General features: G+C 63.3%; 17 protein-coding genes. 11 read left to right on the forward strand and 6 right to left on the reverse strand.

Annotated elements, in window-relative coordinates; translation table 11 throughout:
• The first annotated feature begins 55 nt into the window (after positions 1-55).
• The 4 genes from L6637_RS07800 (at position 56) to L6637_RS07815 (ending at position 4,209) form a co-directional block, all read left to right on the forward strand.
• Positions 56-829, forward strand: a complete 774-nt coding sequence (locus L6637_RS07800) for a Crp/Fnr family transcriptional regulator (RefSeq protein ID WP_237869859.1) — start codon at positions 56-58, stop codon at positions 827-829.
• Positions 830-1,010: 181 nt separating this feature from the next.
• Positions 1,011-2,432 carry an ABC transporter substrate-binding protein gene (locus tag L6637_RS07805; RefSeq protein WP_237869861.1) on the forward strand — a complete coding sequence of 474 codons (1,422 nt, stop codon included), beginning with the start codon at positions 1,011-1,013 and terminating at the stop codon, positions 2,430-2,432.
• Positions 2,429-3,340, forward strand: coding sequence for an ABC transporter permease (locus L6637_RS07810; protein ID WP_237869863.1), 912 nt, complete (start codon positions 2,429-2,431; stop codon positions 3,338-3,340). The genes L6637_RS07805 and L6637_RS07810 overlap by 4 nt, the downstream gene beginning before the upstream one ends.
• The gene (locus L6637_RS07815) at positions 3,337-4,209 is read left to right on the forward strand and encodes an ABC transporter ATP-binding protein (RefSeq protein ID WP_237859196.1); all 873 of its coding nucleotides are present in this window, start codon (positions 3,337-3,339) and stop codon (positions 4,207-4,209) included. The genes L6637_RS07810 and L6637_RS07815 overlap by 4 nt, the downstream gene beginning before the upstream one ends.
• Before the next feature lie 139 nt (positions 4,210-4,348).
• Here L6637_RS07815 and L6637_RS07820 read toward each other — a convergent pair whose 3' ends face one another.
• Entirely contained in the window at positions 4,349-5,407 is a 1,059-nt protein-coding gene (locus tag L6637_RS07820; protein ID WP_237859197.1) for a YeiH family protein, read from the reverse strand.
• A gap of 130 nt (positions 5,408-5,537) precedes the next feature.
• Complete coding sequence (locus L6637_RS07825; RefSeq protein ID WP_237859198.1) at positions 5,538-5,756, reverse strand: hypothetical protein; 219 nt, start codon at positions 5,754-5,756, stop codon at positions 5,538-5,540.
• A gap of 259 nt (positions 5,757-6,015) precedes the next feature.
• On the opposite strand from L6637_RS07825, the gene L6637_RS07830 reads away from it, so the two are divergent.
• Positions 6,016-7,926 carry a flavin-containing monooxygenase gene (locus L6637_RS07830; protein ID WP_237869865.1) on the forward strand — a complete coding sequence of 637 codons (1,911 nt, stop codon included), beginning with the start codon at positions 6,016-6,018 and terminating at the stop codon, positions 7,924-7,926.
• Positions 7,927-7,936: 10 nt separating this feature from the next.
• On the opposite strand, the gene ald is transcribed toward L6637_RS07830, so the two are convergent.
• Complete coding sequence (ald, locus tag L6637_RS07835; RefSeq protein WP_237859200.1) at positions 7,937-9,052, reverse strand: alanine dehydrogenase; 1,116 nt, start codon at positions 9,050-9,052, stop codon at positions 7,937-7,939.
• A gap of 136 nt (positions 9,053-9,188) precedes the next feature.
• Here ald and L6637_RS07840 point away from each other — a divergent pair, with 136 nt between their 5' ends.
• The 3 genes from L6637_RS07840 to L6637_RS07850 all read left to right on the forward strand — a co-directional run bounded on the left by L6637_RS07840 (position 9,189) and on the right by L6637_RS07850 (position 12,700).
• The gene (locus L6637_RS07840) at positions 9,189-9,668 is read left to right on the forward strand and encodes an Lrp/AsnC family transcriptional regulator (RefSeq protein ID WP_237859201.1); all 480 of its coding nucleotides are present in this window, start codon (positions 9,189-9,191) and stop codon (positions 9,666-9,668) included.
• Between the two features lie 90 nt (positions 9,669-9,758).
• Positions 9,759-12,125: an Orn/Lys/Arg family decarboxylase gene (locus tag L6637_RS07845; protein ID WP_237869867.1), complete on the forward strand. Its 2,367-nt coding sequence runs from the start codon at positions 9,759-9,761 to the stop codon at positions 12,123-12,125.
• Positions 12,122-12,700, forward strand: a complete 579-nt coding sequence (locus L6637_RS07850) for a GNAT family N-acetyltransferase (RefSeq protein ID WP_237859203.1) — start codon at positions 12,122-12,124, stop codon at positions 12,698-12,700. Before L6637_RS07845 ends, L6637_RS07850 begins: the two co-directional genes overlap by 4 nt.
• A gap of 3 nt (positions 12,701-12,703) precedes the next feature.
• Here the strand turns inward: L6637_RS07850 and L6637_RS07855 are convergent, their stop codons facing one another.
• The 3 genes from L6637_RS07855 to L6637_RS07865 all read right to left on the reverse strand — a co-directional run bounded on the left by L6637_RS07855 (position 12,704) and on the right by L6637_RS07865 (position 14,644).
• Positions 12,704-12,916 carry a hypothetical protein gene (locus tag L6637_RS07855; RefSeq protein ID WP_237869869.1) on the reverse strand — a complete coding sequence of 71 codons (213 nt, stop codon included), beginning with the start codon at positions 12,914-12,916 and terminating at the stop codon, positions 12,704-12,706.
• Between the two features lie 130 nt (positions 12,917-13,046).
• Positions 13,047-13,487, reverse strand: a complete 441-nt coding sequence (locus tag L6637_RS07860; protein ID WP_237869871.1) for a flagellar basal body rod protein FlgC — start codon at positions 13,485-13,487, stop codon at positions 13,047-13,049.
• Positions 13,488-13,594: 107 nt separating this feature from the next.
• Entirely contained in the window at positions 13,595-14,644 is a 1,050-nt protein-coding gene (locus tag L6637_RS07865) for a hydroxyacid dehydrogenase (protein WP_237859209.1), read from the reverse strand.
• A gap of 240 nt (positions 14,645-14,884) precedes the next feature.
• Here L6637_RS07865 and L6637_RS07870 point away from each other — a divergent pair, with 240 nt between their 5' ends.
• The 3 genes from L6637_RS07870 (at position 14,885) to L6637_RS07880 (ending at position 16,487) form a co-directional block, all read left to right on the forward strand.
• Positions 14,885-15,442: a thiamine pyrophosphate-binding protein gene (locus L6637_RS07870; RefSeq protein ID WP_237859211.1), complete on the forward strand. Its 558-nt coding sequence runs from the start codon at positions 14,885-14,887 to the stop codon at positions 15,440-15,442.
• Between the two features lie 8 nt (positions 15,443-15,450).
• Entirely contained in the window at positions 15,451-16,047 is a 597-nt protein-coding gene (locus tag L6637_RS07875) for a thiamine pyrophosphate-dependent enzyme (protein ID WP_237869873.1), read from the forward strand.
• 77 nt (positions 16,048-16,124) lie between these two features.
• Positions 16,125-16,487 carry a VanZ family protein gene (locus tag L6637_RS07880; RefSeq protein WP_237859215.1) on the forward strand — a complete coding sequence of 121 codons (363 nt, stop codon included), beginning with the start codon at positions 16,125-16,127 and terminating at the stop codon, positions 16,485-16,487.
• Positions 16,488-16,543: the final 56 nt, after the last annotated feature.

The raw sequence follows: 16,543 nt of genomic DNA on the forward strand, positions 1-16,543 counted from the left end.
TCTGGCACGGACATTGCTCCTCTTTAGAACGATTTGAACGTTCCGGAGGCAGATAATGTTGCAGGCGGCAAGTGCAGTGCGCGGGACCGCCCCCCCGGCAGTTCGGCCTGCGGGCAGTTCCTCGCTGCTGCTGACCGAGAACCAGCAATGGATCGGCGGGCCGCCGCCGCTGATGGACAAGCTCAGCCCCCGAGAGCGGGAGCTGGTGCTAAAGCAGGGCCGGCGAAAGGTGCTCAACCGCGGCCAGACGCTGTTCAGTCAGGGCGGCAAGCATGACGGCATCTGGCTGATCGAAAGCGGTCGGATCCGCGTGTTCTACACCTCCCCGCTCGGGCGTGAGATCACACTGGCCTACTGGCATGTCGGCAATTTCGTCGGCGGGCCCGAAGTGTTCGAGGGCACCGTGCACCAATGGTCCGGCGTCGCGTCCAGCAATTGCAGCGTCGTGCACCTTCCCGGAAAGGAACTGCGGTCCCTTGCCTCAGAGATCCCAAGCCTTGCGATTGGGCTGATCGAGGGCCTCACCTTCAAGGGCAAATGCTATTCGGCGCTGGCGCAGATGCTGGGAACGCGCTCGATCACGCAGCGCCTCGCACATCTGCTGCTGCACCTCGTCGAGCTCTATGGCGTCGAGGATGTCGACGGCCGGGTGATTGCCGCGGCGTTCACCCATGCCGACATTGCCCACATGGTCGGTGCCACCAGACAATGGGTCACGATCAGCCTGAAGCGGATGCAGGAAAAGGGAATCGTCCTGACCAAGCGCTCGCAGATCGTGGTCTGCCGGACCGACGTACTGGAGGAAATGCGGGGCCACGCATCCGACTGAGGGAATTTGGGAGCAAGGCCGGTGCACAGGCAAGCGGCTTTATAGTGCAGGACTGCCCAAGGAGTATGCAATCAACTTTTCCCGGCAACTAATCGACTGCGGTGCTCATTCCGGGTTTGCCCAGCCGATGCCCTCACCCAATCATGGCAACCACAGCACATCCAACCGAATGAGGATGAGAATGGCCCGCCATCTTCCCACACTCTCAATCGCGATGTCGGTGACGTCGCTTGCGCTCTTAACTGCGCATCCGGCCTCGGCGGAAACCGTCACCCTCGGCATCGGAACGCAGGATACCACCACCAACACGGTGACCGCCGGCGTCGTGATCCGGCAGCTTCATCTGCTCGAAAAATATCTGCCGAAGGACGGCAAATATTCAAACATCAAGTTCGAGCTGGAATGGCAGAACTTCACGTCCGGCCCGCCCGTCACCAACGCGATGATGGCCAACAAGCTTCAGATCGGCATGATGGGCGACTATCCGCTGATCGTGAACGGCTTCACCTTCGAGAGCAATCCGGAGAGCAAGAGCCGATTGGTCGGCGTCGCCGCCTACAGCCTCGAAGGCTCCGGCAACGGCATCGTCGTCCACAAGGACTCGCCCTACTACGAACTCGCCGATCTCAAGGGCAAGCTGGTCAGCGTGCCGTTCGGCTCTGCCGCGCACGGCATGGTGCTGAAAGCGATGCAGGACCGCGGATACGGCTCCGACTTCTTCCAGCTCGTCAGCCAGAGCCCTGAGGTCGGCTCCACCAATCTCCAGGAAAAGAAGATCGACGCGCACGCCGACTTCGTCCCGTTCGCCGAGCTCCTGCCCTTCCGCGGCTTCGCGCGCAAGATCTTCGACGGCGTCGAAACCAATCTGCCGACCTGGCACGGCGTCGTCGTGCGAACCGACTTTGCGGAGAAATATCCCGAGGTCGTGGTCGCCTACTTCAAGGCGCTGATCGCCGCCAACCAGTGGCTGCGCGACGATCCCAAGCTCGCGGCCGAGAAGATCCAGGAATGGACCGGCATCAACAAGGAAGTCGTCTACATCTTCCTCGGGCCGGGCGGCAACATGACCACCGACCCAACGATCAAGCCGGCTCTGATCGATGCGGCCGCGACCGACGTCAAGGTACTCCAGAAGCTCGGGCGCATGAAGGAGTTCGATCCGAAGAAGTGGGTCGATGACAGCTACATCCGCAAGGCCTATGCCGAGATGAAGCTCGACTATGACGCGCAGCTTGCCAGCACCAAGAATTACGAAATCTCCGGTGAAGACAGCTTTTGCAAGAAGCCGATCACCGATCCGCGCAAGGCCGGCGAGGTCTGGGTGGATGAGGCCGGCATCCTGCCGTTCTCGTCCGCCGCCTGCACGCTTGGCGCCTATGCCGACTTCAAGGCCAAAGGCAAGAAGATCAACGTTGCTTACGTCTTCGACACCACCCGCGGCATCAAGCTGTTCGCCGACCAGGCCTTCTTCGCAGTCGGCAATGGCGACGTCGCGCCGTTCCTGCTGAAGAAGGACGCGGAGGCTTATGCCGCCAAGATCAGCGGCAAAGTGCTGGGTTTCGACGACGCGGTGAAGGCGGCCGTCAGCGGAGGCAAGACGTGAGCAGTCCCGCCCTCGTCAGACATCCCGAGGACAGCATGCCGGCAACAGCCATCGCCGAGGCGGGCCCTGCGCCCGCCGTCACACCCCCGGTCACACCGCCCTCTTTCGGCACGCTTACATTGCGCTGGTACCGGCTGAACCAGGGCCGCCTGCGTGCGACCGCGATCGGCGTGATCTCGCTGATTACCTTCCTGCTGGTCTGGCACCTGCTCACGACCTATCGCGTCGTGTTCTTCGTGCGCTTCACGAACGTGCCTTCGCCGCTCGCGGTCTATGCGAGCTTCGCCAAGGCGATCCACGATCCTAGATTCCTGATGCACATCGTGCTGAGCTGCCGGCGCATCTTCATCGGCTTTTCGCTCGCCGCTGTTGTCGGCGTGCCGCTCGGCCTGATCATGGGCCGCTTCAAGTTGGTCCACGAGATCATCTTCCCTGTGGCCGAAGTGCTGCGGCCAATCCCGGCGATCGCTTGGGTGCCAATGGCGATCATGCTGTGGCCAACCAACGAGCAGAGCATCGTCTTCATCACCTTCCTCGGCTCGTTCTTCCCGATCCTGGTCAATACGCTGCACGGAATGTCGCTGGTCGATCCGGTGCTGGTCCGCGCGGCGCAATGTCTCGGCGCGCGCGAGCGCTCGATCTTTCGCGAGGTGTATTTTCCGGCCTCGCTGCCGCACATCTTCACCGGCCTTACCATCGGCATGGGCGTCGCCTGGGTATCGCTGATTGCGGCCGAGATGATCTCGGGCCAGTACGGCATCGGCTATTTTACCTGGGAGGCCTATTCGCTGGTTCAGTACGCCGACATCGCGCTCGGCATGATCGCGATCGGCGTGCTTGGTCTCGGCTCGAGCCTGCTGATCCGGGGCGCGGGACATCTGGTGATGCCGTGGAGGTCGACGAGATGAGCGAGATGCTTGCGAGCAAACCGAAGGGCCATATCGAGGTCAGAAATTTCTCCCTCAGCTATGACAGCATCGAGGGGCCGGTTCAGGCCGTCACGGATACGCAGATCCATGTGAATCCCGGCGAATTCGTCTCGATCGTCGGCCCTTCAGGCTGCGGAAAATCGACGCTGCTCAATGCAGTCGCGGGCTTCCTCAAACCCACCACGGGCATCGTCACCGTCGACGGCGAGCGCGTGAACGGCCCCAGCGCCGAGCGCGGCATGGTGTTTCAGCAATACTCGCTGTTTCCCTGGAAGACGGTGCGGGAGAATGTCGAGTTTGGCCTGAAGATGCGCGGCATGGCGCGCTCGCAGCGCGAACGGGCGGCGCGCACGCTGCTCGGACTCGCAGGCCTCGAAGCCTTCGAAAAGCATTATCCGGAGAAACTCTCCGGCGGCATGAAGCAGCGCGTCGGCATCGTCCGCGCGCTCGCCACGGGGCCGAAGGTGCTGCTGCTCGACGAGCCCTTCGGCGCGCTCGACGCGCAGACCCGGGTCATCATGCAGCAGATCCTCACCAATATGTGGCAGCGCCTGAAGATCTCGGTGCTGTTCGTCACCCACGACATCGACGAGGCGATCTTCCTGTCGGATCGCGTCTACTGCATGACCGCGCGCCCGGGCTCGATCAAGGCGGAGATCCCGATCCCGCTGGAACGGCCGCGGCAGCAATCGATGATGATGTCGTCGGAATTCCTGGCGCTGCGTCGCGGACTGATGTCGCTGATCCGCGAGGAGAGCCTGAAGGCGATGGGCGGCGAGATCAACGACCTGGGTATGCAGGGGCTCAACATCGAGCTGCACGGCCATTCGCTGGCGGATGTGATTTGATTTAGCTCGACCTGCCTGCGGAAATGACGGTTTCGTAGGGTGGGCAAAGCGGAGCGTGCCCACCACCTTTCTCAATCAGAACCGATCGTGGGCACGGCGCTTTCGCGCCTTTGCCCACCCTACGGCAGTGTCGCCTTGATCACTTGAACCAGTGCACCAGCGCGATGCTGATGCCGAGCAGCAGCATCAGCGACAGCGTCACCGCGGCCGTCACCCGGCCGCCGACATTGGCGAGCACTTTCACATCGACGCCGAGGCCAAGCGCAGCCATCGACACCACCGTCAAAAAGCTCGTGATCTTCGTCACCGGTCCCACCACCGTGGCCGGCACGATCTCGAGCGAGCGCAATGTCGCCAACGCAAGGAAGCCGAGGATGAACCAGGGGACGAGGCGGAAGAAGCCGACATTGGTCTTCTTGGCGCCGGTCTGCCAGCGCGAGGCGACGAGCGAGAGGCCGACGACCACGGGACCGAGCATCAGCACGCGCATCAGTTTGACCAGCGTGCCGATCTGCGTGGAGATCAGGCCGGCCGGCACCGTCGCCGCGAGCACCTGTGGCACGGCATAGACGGTTAGCCCTGCGAGAATGCCGTACTGCGTGGCGGTGAGCTGCAGCAACGGGATCAGCAGCGGCAGGCCGAGCACCATCATCACGCCGAGGATGGCGGTAAAGGAAATCGAGGATGCGATCTCGTCGCTGTTGGCGCCGATGATCGGCGCAACCGCGGCGATCGCGGAATTGCCGCAGATGGAATTGCCGCAGGCAATCAGGATCGACAGCCGGGTCGACAGCCCGAGCATGCGGCTCAGACCGAAGGAGACGCAGAGCGCGATCACCACGACTGCGGCGATCGAGGCGAGCAGCGCGATGCCGGAGGCCGCGATGGCGGCAAAGCTGATGGAGGCGCCGAGCAGCATGACGGCGACTTCAAGCAGCTGCTTGGCGCTGAAAGCGATGCCGGTCTGCCAGCGCGGCGCCGGCTTCCAGAAACTGCGCAGGGCCATCCCCAGCAGGATTGCCATCACCAGGGCCTCGACATAGGGGTGCTCGAAGACGCCGAGTTCGGCCCGCTCCAACAGGGCCGAGACACCCGCCACGGCGATGCACAGGAGAATGCCGGGAATCAGCGCGACGACGCGGCTAGCGGCAGTGGTCGGCTTGGCGTCGGCCGGGCTGGATGCTTGATTCTGCGACACAAATCTCTCCCTGAGGAGAAAGATTTATACGCAGCACTGCTCGGTTGGGGAATAAGTTTTCGACATATCAGGGCCGAGGTAAGTTTGATCCTCGACGTGGAATAATCTGGCTCAGAACAACAGGTCGGTCTTAGAAGAGCAGATTCTTGGCCAGCGAAGCCACGTGGCTGAAGCTGTCATAGACGCCGGGCTCGAAGAACGCCGCACGCGCAAGCACGATGCCTGCGACCAGCGTCCAGAACACACCCGTGCCGGCCCGCAGCAGCAGCTTTGACGCGCGGGACTGCGGCTGGCTGTCCGTTGCGGACACCAGTTGCTCGCCGAAGGGCTCGAATCCAGTGCGTTCCATGGCCGTCAATCCACCAATTTCTGGATGGAATGTCGTCGTTTCGGCCCAAAACGGCAATGGAAGCGATTGGCGTTTTTGACCCCTTGAGGGGAAACTCCTTCCGCCGGACCATCCTGCGGCAATAGTTTTCTTCTTTCGCCCTATTTGGGCACCGGAGCCGGGGCCCCGAGGTCGGCCGCGTGGACGATTCCATCCGTGTCGACTAGCCTGCCGTCGCCCGCAGGTCCGTTGCTGGATCGCCGGAGATCAGAAGAAGACGATGAACATCGAGTCTCCCCGCAAGCCCCTCGACCTTGCCTCGGCCATTGCGGAAGCCGACATCCGCTGCCTCCTCATGGTGCTGGTGCACATGACCGGGGACGAGCGCTGGCTCGGACCGCCGTACCTGCCCAAGCGCGACATCCGCTTGATCCCCGATCCCGAGGCTGGCGTCCCCCGGGAGATCCAGGACGAGATCCGCGCCGCCGTGGTCGCGCTCTTTGCCGACGGCACGCCCACACCCGTCATCACTGATCCCGGCGAAGAGATGCTGCTCAAGATGATGCGTGCCTGTCTCGGCGAGAACGTCGCGCCAGAATATGCGCCGCTGATGCGCGAGGAGATGGGCTTCGTGTCGCGCGAGGCCCGATGGACCAAGCGGCCAGCGGACGAAAAGCTCACGGCGCAGCATGTGCTGGTCGTCGGCGCCGGGGTCTGCGCCATCGCGCTGGGAGTGGCGCTCGGCCATCTCGGCATCCCCTACACCATCGTCGAGAAGAATGCCGAGCTGGGCGGCACCTGGTGGATCAACCGCTATCCCGGCTGCGGCGTCGATACGCCGAACCACTCCTATTCCTACTCGTTCGGCTCAGGCAGTGCCTGGACGCGCTATTTCTGCCAGCGCGAGGAGCTGCTCGGCTATCTCCTGAAAGTCGCCGATGAATACGGCATCCGCGAGCATCTGCGCGTCAACACTGAGCTGACGACATCGCGCTGGGATGACAACAAGCGGCGCTGGATCTCGACGCTCAAGACAAGCAACGGCGAAGAAACCTTCGAATCCACCGCGCTCGTCTCGGCCATCGGCCAACTCAACGATCCCTCCCGCGTGCACTTCAAAGGCGAGGAAGAGTTCAAGGGAACGATCCTGCATTCGGCGCTATGGTCCGATAACATCAACCTCGACAGCAAGCATGTTGCTGTGATCGGCACAGGCGCGACGTCGATGCAGCTGGTGCCGACGATCGCTGACCGCGTCGCCTCGGTCACGGTTTACCAGCGCAGCGCGCAATGGGCGCGGCCGGTGAAGGGCTATGCCGATCCGATCACCGAAGGCGCACGCTGGCTGCTCGCACATCTGCCGTTCTACGTTCAATGGTACCGCTTCAACATGTTCTGGCGCTACGGCGACGGCCTGCTGCCGTTCCTGCGCAAGGACCCGGCCTGGCCGCATCCGGAGCGCGCCGTCAACAAGGGCAACGACCGGCACCGTCAGGAGCTGACCGACTTCATCCTGTCAGAGCTGAAGGACCGGCCCGACCTGATCGCAAAATGCGTGCCGACCTATCCGCCCTATGGCAAGCGCATCCTGCTCGACAACAACTGGTTCAAGACGTTGGCGCGAGACAATGTCGAGCTGGTCACCGATGCGATCGACCACATAGACGAAAGCGGCATTGTCACTGTTGACGGCACGCACCGTCCCGCCGACACCATCGTGGTCGCCACGGGTTTCAAGGTGACGGAGATGGCGGCGCGCCTTAATATCACCGGCCGCGACGGCAAAAATTTGCGCCAGGCCTGGGCCAACGACAACCCGACCGCGTTTCTCGGCCTCACCGTGCCCGATTTTCCCAACTTCTTCTGCATGCTCGGGCCCAATTCCGGCCCGGCGCATGGCGGCAGCGTCATCTTCCAATCGGAATGCCAGAGTCGCTACATCTCGGCTTGCCTCGTCAAGATGATCGAGAACGACCTCGCCGCGATGGACGTCCGCCGCGAGGTACTCGACGACTATGTCAGCAAGGTCGATGCCGAGCACGAGGCAATGATCTGGACCCATCCAGGCATGAGCACCTACTACCGCAACGCAAGCGGACGCGTGTTCTCGGCGATGCCGTGGCGGTTCGTGGACTACTGGCGCATGACACACGATCCGGACATACGGCAGTACAGACTGACGAAAGCGTAGGGTCGCGGCTCTACGCCGCGAGCCCGCTTCCCACCGGCGCAAATTCCAGCCCGAGGCTTTCCGCGACCGCCTTGTTGGTGATACGGCCGCGATGCACGTTCAGCCCGTTGCGCAAATGCGGATTTTCCAGCACCGCGGCAAAGCCCTTGTTCGCCAGCATAAGGCCGAACGGCAGTGTCGCATTGTTCAGGGCCTGGCTCGACGTCACCGGCACCGCGCCTGGCATGTTGGCCACGCAATAGTGCACGACGCCGTCGACCTCATAAGTCGGCTCCGCGTGCGTCGTCGCATGCGAAGTCTCGAAACAGCCGCCCTGGTCGATCGCGACGTCGACCAGCACCGCGCCCGGCCGCATCGATTTCAGCATCGCGCGCGTCACGAGCTTCGGCGCGCTCGCGCCCGGTACCAGCACCGCGCCGATTACGACGTCGGCGCTGAACACTTCCTCTTCGACGGACTCGATCGTCGAGAAGCGCGTGCGCACACGTCCGGCGAAGAGATCGTCGAGCTCGCGTAAGCGTGGAATCGAGCGGTCGATTACCGTGACTTCGGCTCCGAGGCCTGCAGCCATCCGTGCGGACTGCGTTCCCACCACGCCGCCGCCCAGCACGACCGCGCGCGCCGGCTGCACGCCGGGCACGCCGCCAAGCAGCAGGCCACGACCGCCGGCCGACCGCTTGAGCGCGGCGCCGGCGGCCTCGATTGCGAGGCGGCCGGCGACTTCGCTCATCGGCGCGAGCAGGGGGAGGTGGCCGGCCGCGTCGGTGACGGTTTCATAGGCGATCGCAGTGCAACCGGAGGCGAGCAAGCCCTTGGCCTGTTCCGGATCCGGCGCGAGGTGGAGATAAGTGAACAGGATCTGGCCTTCGCGGAGCTGGGCCCATTCGCCCTTCTGCGGCTCCTTCACCTTCACGATCATCTCGGACTTGGCGAAGATGTCGCTTGCGCTCGCCGCAATGGAGGCCCCTGCCCGCTGGTACACCTCATCGGACGCGCCGATGCCACTGCCGGCGCCGGTCTCGACCGTCACCTGGTGCCCGGCTGCGATATATTCGCGGACGGCGCCCGGGGTGAGCCCGACGCGATATTCCTGCACCTTGATCTCCTTGGGCACACCGACACGCATCCTGCTGGCCTCCTTTTGATTCCTTTTGAGATCGTAGCGAGGTGGCCGGTTTGGTTTCGTGCAAATATCCGCTAGCTTGGACCTTCCCGCGCCGGTTTCGGTCGCGGAAGTGCCCATTCACGCCGGAAACGAAACCTTGGCCCTCGACCGCAAAGACCTCGCCATTCTCGCGGAACTCACGACCAATGCGCGCGCCAGCCACACCGAGCTTGCCAACAAGGTGGGCCTGTCAAGCACAGCGCTGGCGCGACGGCAGAAGGCGCTGGAGGATGACGGCTACATCCAGGCCTATCAGGCCGCGCTCGACCTTACCCAGTTCGGCCTCACCACGACGGTGCTGGTCCGCATCGCGCTAGAGAGCCAGAGCGACGAGGCGCTGAAGGCGTTCGAGGCGGAGGTGGTGAAGTGCCCTTCCGTTGTGCGTTGCTTCCTGATGTCGGGCACCGACGACTACATCCTGATCGTGCTCGCCCGCGACATCCAGGATTTCGAGCGCATCCATCGCACAGAGCTGTCGCGCCTGCCGCGCGTCGCGCGGGTGCAATCGAGCTTCGCACTGCGCGAGGTCGTCAACCGCGCCGTGCCAACCGTGGTGTTCGGCGAGACGAAGCGATAGAGCACGTCCTGCGCTCGATTGCCGCCACTGTCATAGAACTGTCATCGAATGTGCAGAGACCTGTCTGTCTCTGCACATTCGGGACATGCCATGGACTATTTCAAGCGCTTCAACTTCCTGTTCGCCGCACCTGTGTTCGACGCCGACGACCTGGAAGGTCTCCGCTTCAACCAGATCATCGAGGAGATCCAGCGCTCGGGCTTCGAGGTGGTCCGGGCCCGCAAGCTGGAAGACGCCGAGATCGCGGTGCAGACCGATGCCGCGATCGGCTGCATGGTGGTGGACTGGGGCAAGAAGGGTCTTGAGGGCAAGACCTCGGCGCTGATCAATTTGATGCGGCGGCGGGGTCTCGATTTCCCGATCATTCTTTTGATCCGGCGCAAGCGCTTCGAGGATTTGCCGGTCGAACTGCTCGACTTCATCGATGGCTATGTCTTCCTGTCGGAAGAGACCCCGCCCTTCATCGCCAAGAACCTGATCAGCCGGCTGAAACAATATGCCGAGACGCTGAAGACGCCGTTCTTCGGGGCGCTGGTCGATTATGCCGAGGAAGGCAACCAGCTCTGGACCTGTCCGGGCCACAATGGCGGCGTGTTCTACAACCGCAGCCCGATCGGCCGAGTGTTCGTCGAGCATCTCGGCGAATCCGTGTTCCGCGACGACCTCGACAATTCTGTGCTCGACCTCGGCGACCTCCTCACCCATGAGGGACCGGCGCTGAAGGCGCAGAAGGAGGCGGCGCAGATCTTCGGCGCGGAAAAGACCTATTTCGTGCTCAACGGCACCTCGACCTCGAACAAGGTTGCGCTCGGCGCGCTCGTCACCGACGGCGATCTCGTGCTGTTCGACCGCAACAACCACAAGGCCGCCCATCACGGCGCGCTGATGATCGGCGGCGGCATCCCGGTCTATGTTCCCACCATTCGCAATGCCTGGGGCCTGATCGGCCCAATGCGCTGGGATATGCTCGACGAGAAGGCTCTGCGTGAGACCATCCGCAATCACCCGCTGGTGACGGACAAGGACGCCTGGCGCAAGGAGCGGCCGTTCCGCGTCGCTGTGGTCGAGCAGTGCACCTATGACGGCACGATCCACAATGCCGAAATGATCCTGAAGCGCATCGGCCATCTCTGCGAATACATTCTGTTCGACGAGGCCTGGGCCGGCTTCATGAAATTCCACCCGCTCTATACCGGCCGTTTCGCCATGGGTCTCGCCAACCTTCCGCCGGAGGCGCCCGGCATCATCGCGACGCAGTCGACCCACAAGCAGCTCGCGAGCTTCTCGCAGGCCTCCCAGATCCACATCAAGGACCGCCACATCCGCGGCCAGAAACGGCGCGTCGAGCACCGCCGCTTCAACGAAAGTTTCATGCAACACGCCTCGACCTCGCCGTTCTATCCGCTGTTTGCCTCGCTCGATGTCGGCGCGCAGATGATGAAAGGCCGCTCCGGCGAAGTGCTGTGGGACGACACGATCCGCCTCGGCATCGAGCTGCGGAAAAAAATCCGCGCGATGCGCCGCGAGTTCGAGGAGAAGGAGCAGAATTCGGACCGGCGCTGGTTCTTCGAACCGTTCGTGCCGGATCGAGTCGCCATCCCCGATGTCAGTCGCCCAGGCGCTGCGCACAACGTCGCCTGGGAGACGCTGTCGACCGACGAGCTCGCCACCAATCCCGCGCTCTGGCAGCTCGGTCCCGACAGCACCTGGCACGGCTTTCCCGGTATGGCCGAGGGCTTTGCCATGACCGATCCGAATAAGCTGACGCTGCTCACCCCCGGCTTCGACCGCACCACCGGCGCCTATGCCGAGCACGGCATCCCCGCCCCGGTCGTCGCGCAATACTTACGCGAAAACCGCATCGTGCCAGAGAAGAACGACCTCAACTCCCTCCTCTTCCTGCTGACCCCCGGCGTCGAGGCGAGCAAGGCTGGCACCTTGATCTCCGGTCTCGTCGCCTTCAAGAAGCTACACGACGACAATGCGCTGCTGGGCGACGCGATTCCGGAATTCTACCAGCGGCGTCAGGCGCGCTATGCCGGCGTGCGGCTACGCGACCTCTGCGGCGAGATGCACCGCTTCTTTCGGGATGCCAATGTCAGCGCCCTCCAAGCACGACAGTTCATGCCCGAGCACATGCCTGAGATCGCCATGTCGCCGCGCGATGCTGCCCGCTATCTGTTCAAGAACGACGTCGACTATCTGCCGATTGAGGCAATCGCCGGCCGCATCGCCACCACGCCTTTCGTGGTCTATCCGCCCGGCATCGCCACCATCGTCCCCGGCGAGCGGCTGACGGAACGGGCCAAGCCCATGATCGATTATCTCAAGATGTTCGAGACCTGCTTCAATACCTTCCCAGGCTTCGATGTCGAAATCCAGGGCGTCTACAAGGAGATCGATGCCAAGGGCCGCATCGGGCTCTATACCTACGTCGTTGCCGAGCCGAGCCGATGAACGAGACAGCGATTGCACGCACCGACGACGAGCCGGTCCTGATTCGGCCGTCACGCGAGAGCGATGTCGAGGCGATGCTGGCGATCTATCGCCATCACGTCCGCAATGGCGTGCCCCGCGACGTCGAGGGAACCGGCGCGCCGGAGCCCGACGATCTTCGCGACCGGCGCAGGAATTTGAAGCAGACCCGCCTGCCGCATCTGGTCGCCACCTGGCGCGGAGAGGTCGTCGGCTATGCCTATGCAGTGCTGTTTCGCAAGCGCCCGGCCTATCGCTACACGGCCAAGCACTCCATCTACGTCCACCACGACCATCTCGGCCGCGGCGTCGGACGGCTCCTGCTCGGGGCAATGATCGATACGTGTGCTGCGGCGGGTTTCCGCCAGCTGATCGGCTATATCGATGCTGACAACGCACCCTCGCTGGCATTGCACGAAAGGTTCGGTTTCGGGCGCGCTGGGCTGCTCTGCGGCGTCGCCTATCGCCACGGCCGCTGGTCCGACACCGTCATGGTGCAACGTTCGCTCGGCGCGGGGACGACGGCACCCCCGCCTGTCACGGCACCGGGCCGCTAGCCCTCACGACGGAAAATCGGACGGTCTGACCTGGATGCGATCGGCATGCAGCGACCAGTGATGCAACGCCTGGTCCTTGCAGAATTTTGCCTTCGCCCGCTCCGTGGCCTCGATCTCGTCGATAGCGTCGATCTCGAGCGTACCCTGACAAACTTCGCTCTGCCGGCCGCACTCCCCGAGCACGTCCTTCATGAACCTGACGACAAAAGTTGACATGGGACCTCCTGCTGCCCCGGCAGCACTTTAATCCCATTTAGGCCGGATGGGGGAGGAAGATTTTGAGCTGGATCAAGGCAACGCGTCGGTTCCTGCCACCGATGCGTCCGTCGATACCGTCCGTCAGCAATCACGCCATGATGTCGAGCAGGGACTTTTCCGTCTCGGAATAGGCCTGAATGACCTTGGCGTTGGCCATGAAGCTGTATTTTGCGGTCGCCAGCTGGACGAATTGGTCAGCAAGATCGACGTCAGGCGCAGCGACCAGGCCGTCCTGGTTTGCGAAGGGAGCGCTTGGGTCGGATTGTGCGGCATAGCTCGGCGACACCGTCGACACGGTCGCGGCAGTACCGCCCGGCGTCGAGCCGCTCGATTGAGAGACCTGATCGACTCGCAGCGGCACATAGGCTGCGGGATAAGTCGAACTCGTGCTCGAACTGCCGCCACTGCCCGAACCGCTTGACGCGGGCAGCGGCCCAGTCGTGCGGACATTGGCAATGTTGCTCGCGGCTACGTTCGCGCGCAGGCTCGCCGCAGACAGTCCTGACGTCGCAATCGAGAGGATGCTCATGGACCCTGATCTACAGGACAAGTCATACGCGTTCACTGACGCAATCGGTAAAATCCGTCGCGTTCTGTTGTCATCCAGGTAACCTGCGCCGGCAGCGCTTCACGCCCCTACCCCGGCGTCACGCCAAAGGCCTGCCTGAAGCGCTCGGCATAGACGGGCCAGACCTCGGGATTGATGATGCGCGGCGGGCGTTTGCCGTCGAGCGTCTCCAGCACCTGCTCGGCCGCGATGCGACCCATGTTCTGGCGCGCTTCGATCGTCACACCCGCGGTGTGCGGGCTCGCCAGCACGTTGTCGAACTGCAGCAGCGGATGCTCCGGCGGCGGCGGCTCCTTGGACCAGACGTCGAGACCGGCACCGGCGATGCGCTTGTCGCGGAGCGCCTGGAGCAGCGCATCCTCGTCGTGGATGAAGCCGCGCGCAGTGGTGATGAAATAGGCGTGCGGCTGCATCAGGCCGAATTCGCGCACGCTGATCATGTTGCGGCTGCCCTTGTTCAGCGGGCATGAGATAGAGACGAAATCGGCCCGACGCAGCAATTCGTCAAGCTCGACCTTCTCGCCGCCCCGCTCGGCCATCACTTCCTTCGAGAGGTAGGGATCGTAAGCCAGCACCTTCATGCCGAGCAGGCCCTTGCAAAGCGCGGCGATGCGGCGGCCGACATTGCCGAGACCGATGATGCCGACGGTCTTGTGCTCGACCTCGTTGCCGACGAGCTCGTTCCGATTGACATTGGCCTCGCGGCGCAGCCGGCGATCCGACTGGATGATACGCTTGGACAGGGTCAGCATCATCGCCAGCGCATGCTCGGCCACCGAATGCGCGTTGCCGCCGGACTGGTTGACGACCAGCACGCCCGCATCCGTGCAGGCTTCGACGTCGACAGGGTCGAAGCCCGCGCCGTTGCTGGAGACCAGGAGCAGGTTTGGGGTGCGCTTCAGGAGGGCGGCGTCGACATGGAAATGCGGCGCCAGCTCGTCGCGCGCGGCACCGATCTGATACACATGCGCCGCGCCCAGGATCGGGGCGTAAAAATCCTCGGGGCTCTCGTTCTCGATGCGGTCGAGCCGCACGTCGGACCGCGCCTTCAGGATGTCGATGTACACAGGGTTGGCCAGGTATTTGACGTAGAAGACACGCTTGCTGTTGACCGACATCAGGACCCTTCCGGCTCTCTCACGGAGGTTCGCAAGGTCAGCGCCACGCGCGCCCCTCTCCTGGCGTTCCTCCTGTTCCTCATTATCCCGCTTATGGCATGGCGATGCCGGCCACGGCAGCCCGTCTGGCGCAGATCACGGTGCTGGCCTGGACATGTTGACAATCCCGTCCGCTCCGTCAAGTTCGACAAACGCCACGACGGCCAAAGAAGAAGCATGCGCGGCGCAAGGGAGAACGCAATGGCTGGTGCGGAGCAGCATAGTTCGATGCAGGCATCCGGCGACAAGAGCTGGCATGGCATCGTCCTGCAAACCCTGAAGCGGAACGAGATCAGCCTGATCCCCTACGTGCCCGACCGGGTGTTGACGCCGCTGATCAAGAATCTGCACGCCGATCCTTTCTTCACGACCTTTGCCACCGCCCGCGAGGAAGAGGCCGTCGGCATCGTCTCTGGCGCCTGGATGGGAGGCCGGCGGGGCGCAGTGCTGATGCAGACCTCGGGCTTCGCAACGCTGGCCAACACGCTCGCCTCACTCGCGGTGCCCTACCAAATCCCGCTGATCATGTTCGTATCCGAGCGCGGCACGCTTGGCGAATTCAATTACGGCCAGTCGCTGGTCTGCCGCACCATGCGCCCTGTGCTGGATTCGCTGGCGCTGGAGCACCACACCATTACCAGGCTCGACGAGCTCGAATTCATCGCCGACCGTTCGATCAAGCAAGCCGTCACCACACAGGCACCGGTGGCGCTGATCCTCAACCCGCTGCTCACGGGCGGCAAGGTCTTCGACAAGTGAGCGCCGCCATGGACACGCGCAACACCAAAGTGATGAACCGGTTCGACATCACCTCGCGCCTGATCGCAAAACTAAAGCACGAGGAAGCGGTGATCGGCGGCATCGGCAACACCAATTTCGACCTCTGGGCCGCCGGCCATCGTCCGCAGAATTTCTACATGCTGGGCAGCATGGGGCTCGCCTTCCCGATCGCGCTCGGCGTGGCGCTGGCGCAGCCCGATCGACGCGTCTTTGCTTTGGAAGGTGACGGCTCACTGCTGATGCAGCTCGGCACGCTCTCGACGATCGCGGCCTTGAAGCCGAAGAACCTCATCATGATCGTCATGGACAACGGCATCTACCAGATCACTGGAGCGCAGCCGACGCCGGCTGCGGGCGTCGCCGATCTCGTCGCGATTGCACTGGGCTCGGGACTCACCAACAGCGCATGGGCCGCGGACGAAGAGGATTTCGAACGGCTGGTCGACCAGGCCATGTCGGTTGACGCGCCGAGCCTGATTGCGCTGCGCATCGACGACAAACCCGGCGTCGGCACCACCCGCCGGGATCCCGTGCAGATCCGGGAGCGCTTCATGCACGGCCTCGGCGTGCGCGAGCCGCTTTAACATTTCGTCATTAACTACACGGCGATCTGATCCGCATCCCGAGACAGGCCTCGGCCGATCCGTGCTAAGCGGTGCGGATGTCCATTCTTGTTCGCGCCTTTGCCTGGCTGCTCGCCGCCGCCGTGACCTTTGCAACGCTCGGGCCTCCGAGCCTGCGTCCCCATTCCGACCTCAGCCAGGACGGCGAGCATGCGCTTGCCTTCCTCCTGGTCGGGCTGGCCTTCGGCCTCGCCTATCGGCAGCGCCGCCTGTCAGTGGCGGCCGTCGCGGTCGTGCTGATTGGCCTGCTCGAACTGATGCAGCTCTGGGCGCCCGGACGCCATGCGCGGCTGGAGGATTTTCTCGTCGATGCCGGCACTGCCTGTATCGGCTTCGCGCTCGCGGCCGTCATCGATTGGGTCATGACCCGGTTTCGGGCAGGCTCGGCCCTGACAAGTTGAGGCCCTGCGCAGCGACGCTCCGCAGGGCCCTCTTTCTTCAAAATCCTTATCGCGCC

This window comes from Bradyrhizobium zhengyangense (assembly GCF_022012435.1).
GTDB classification, from domain to species: domain Bacteria; phylum Pseudomonadota; class Alphaproteobacteria; order Rhizobiales; family Xanthobacteraceae; genus Bradyrhizobium; species Bradyrhizobium zhengyangense.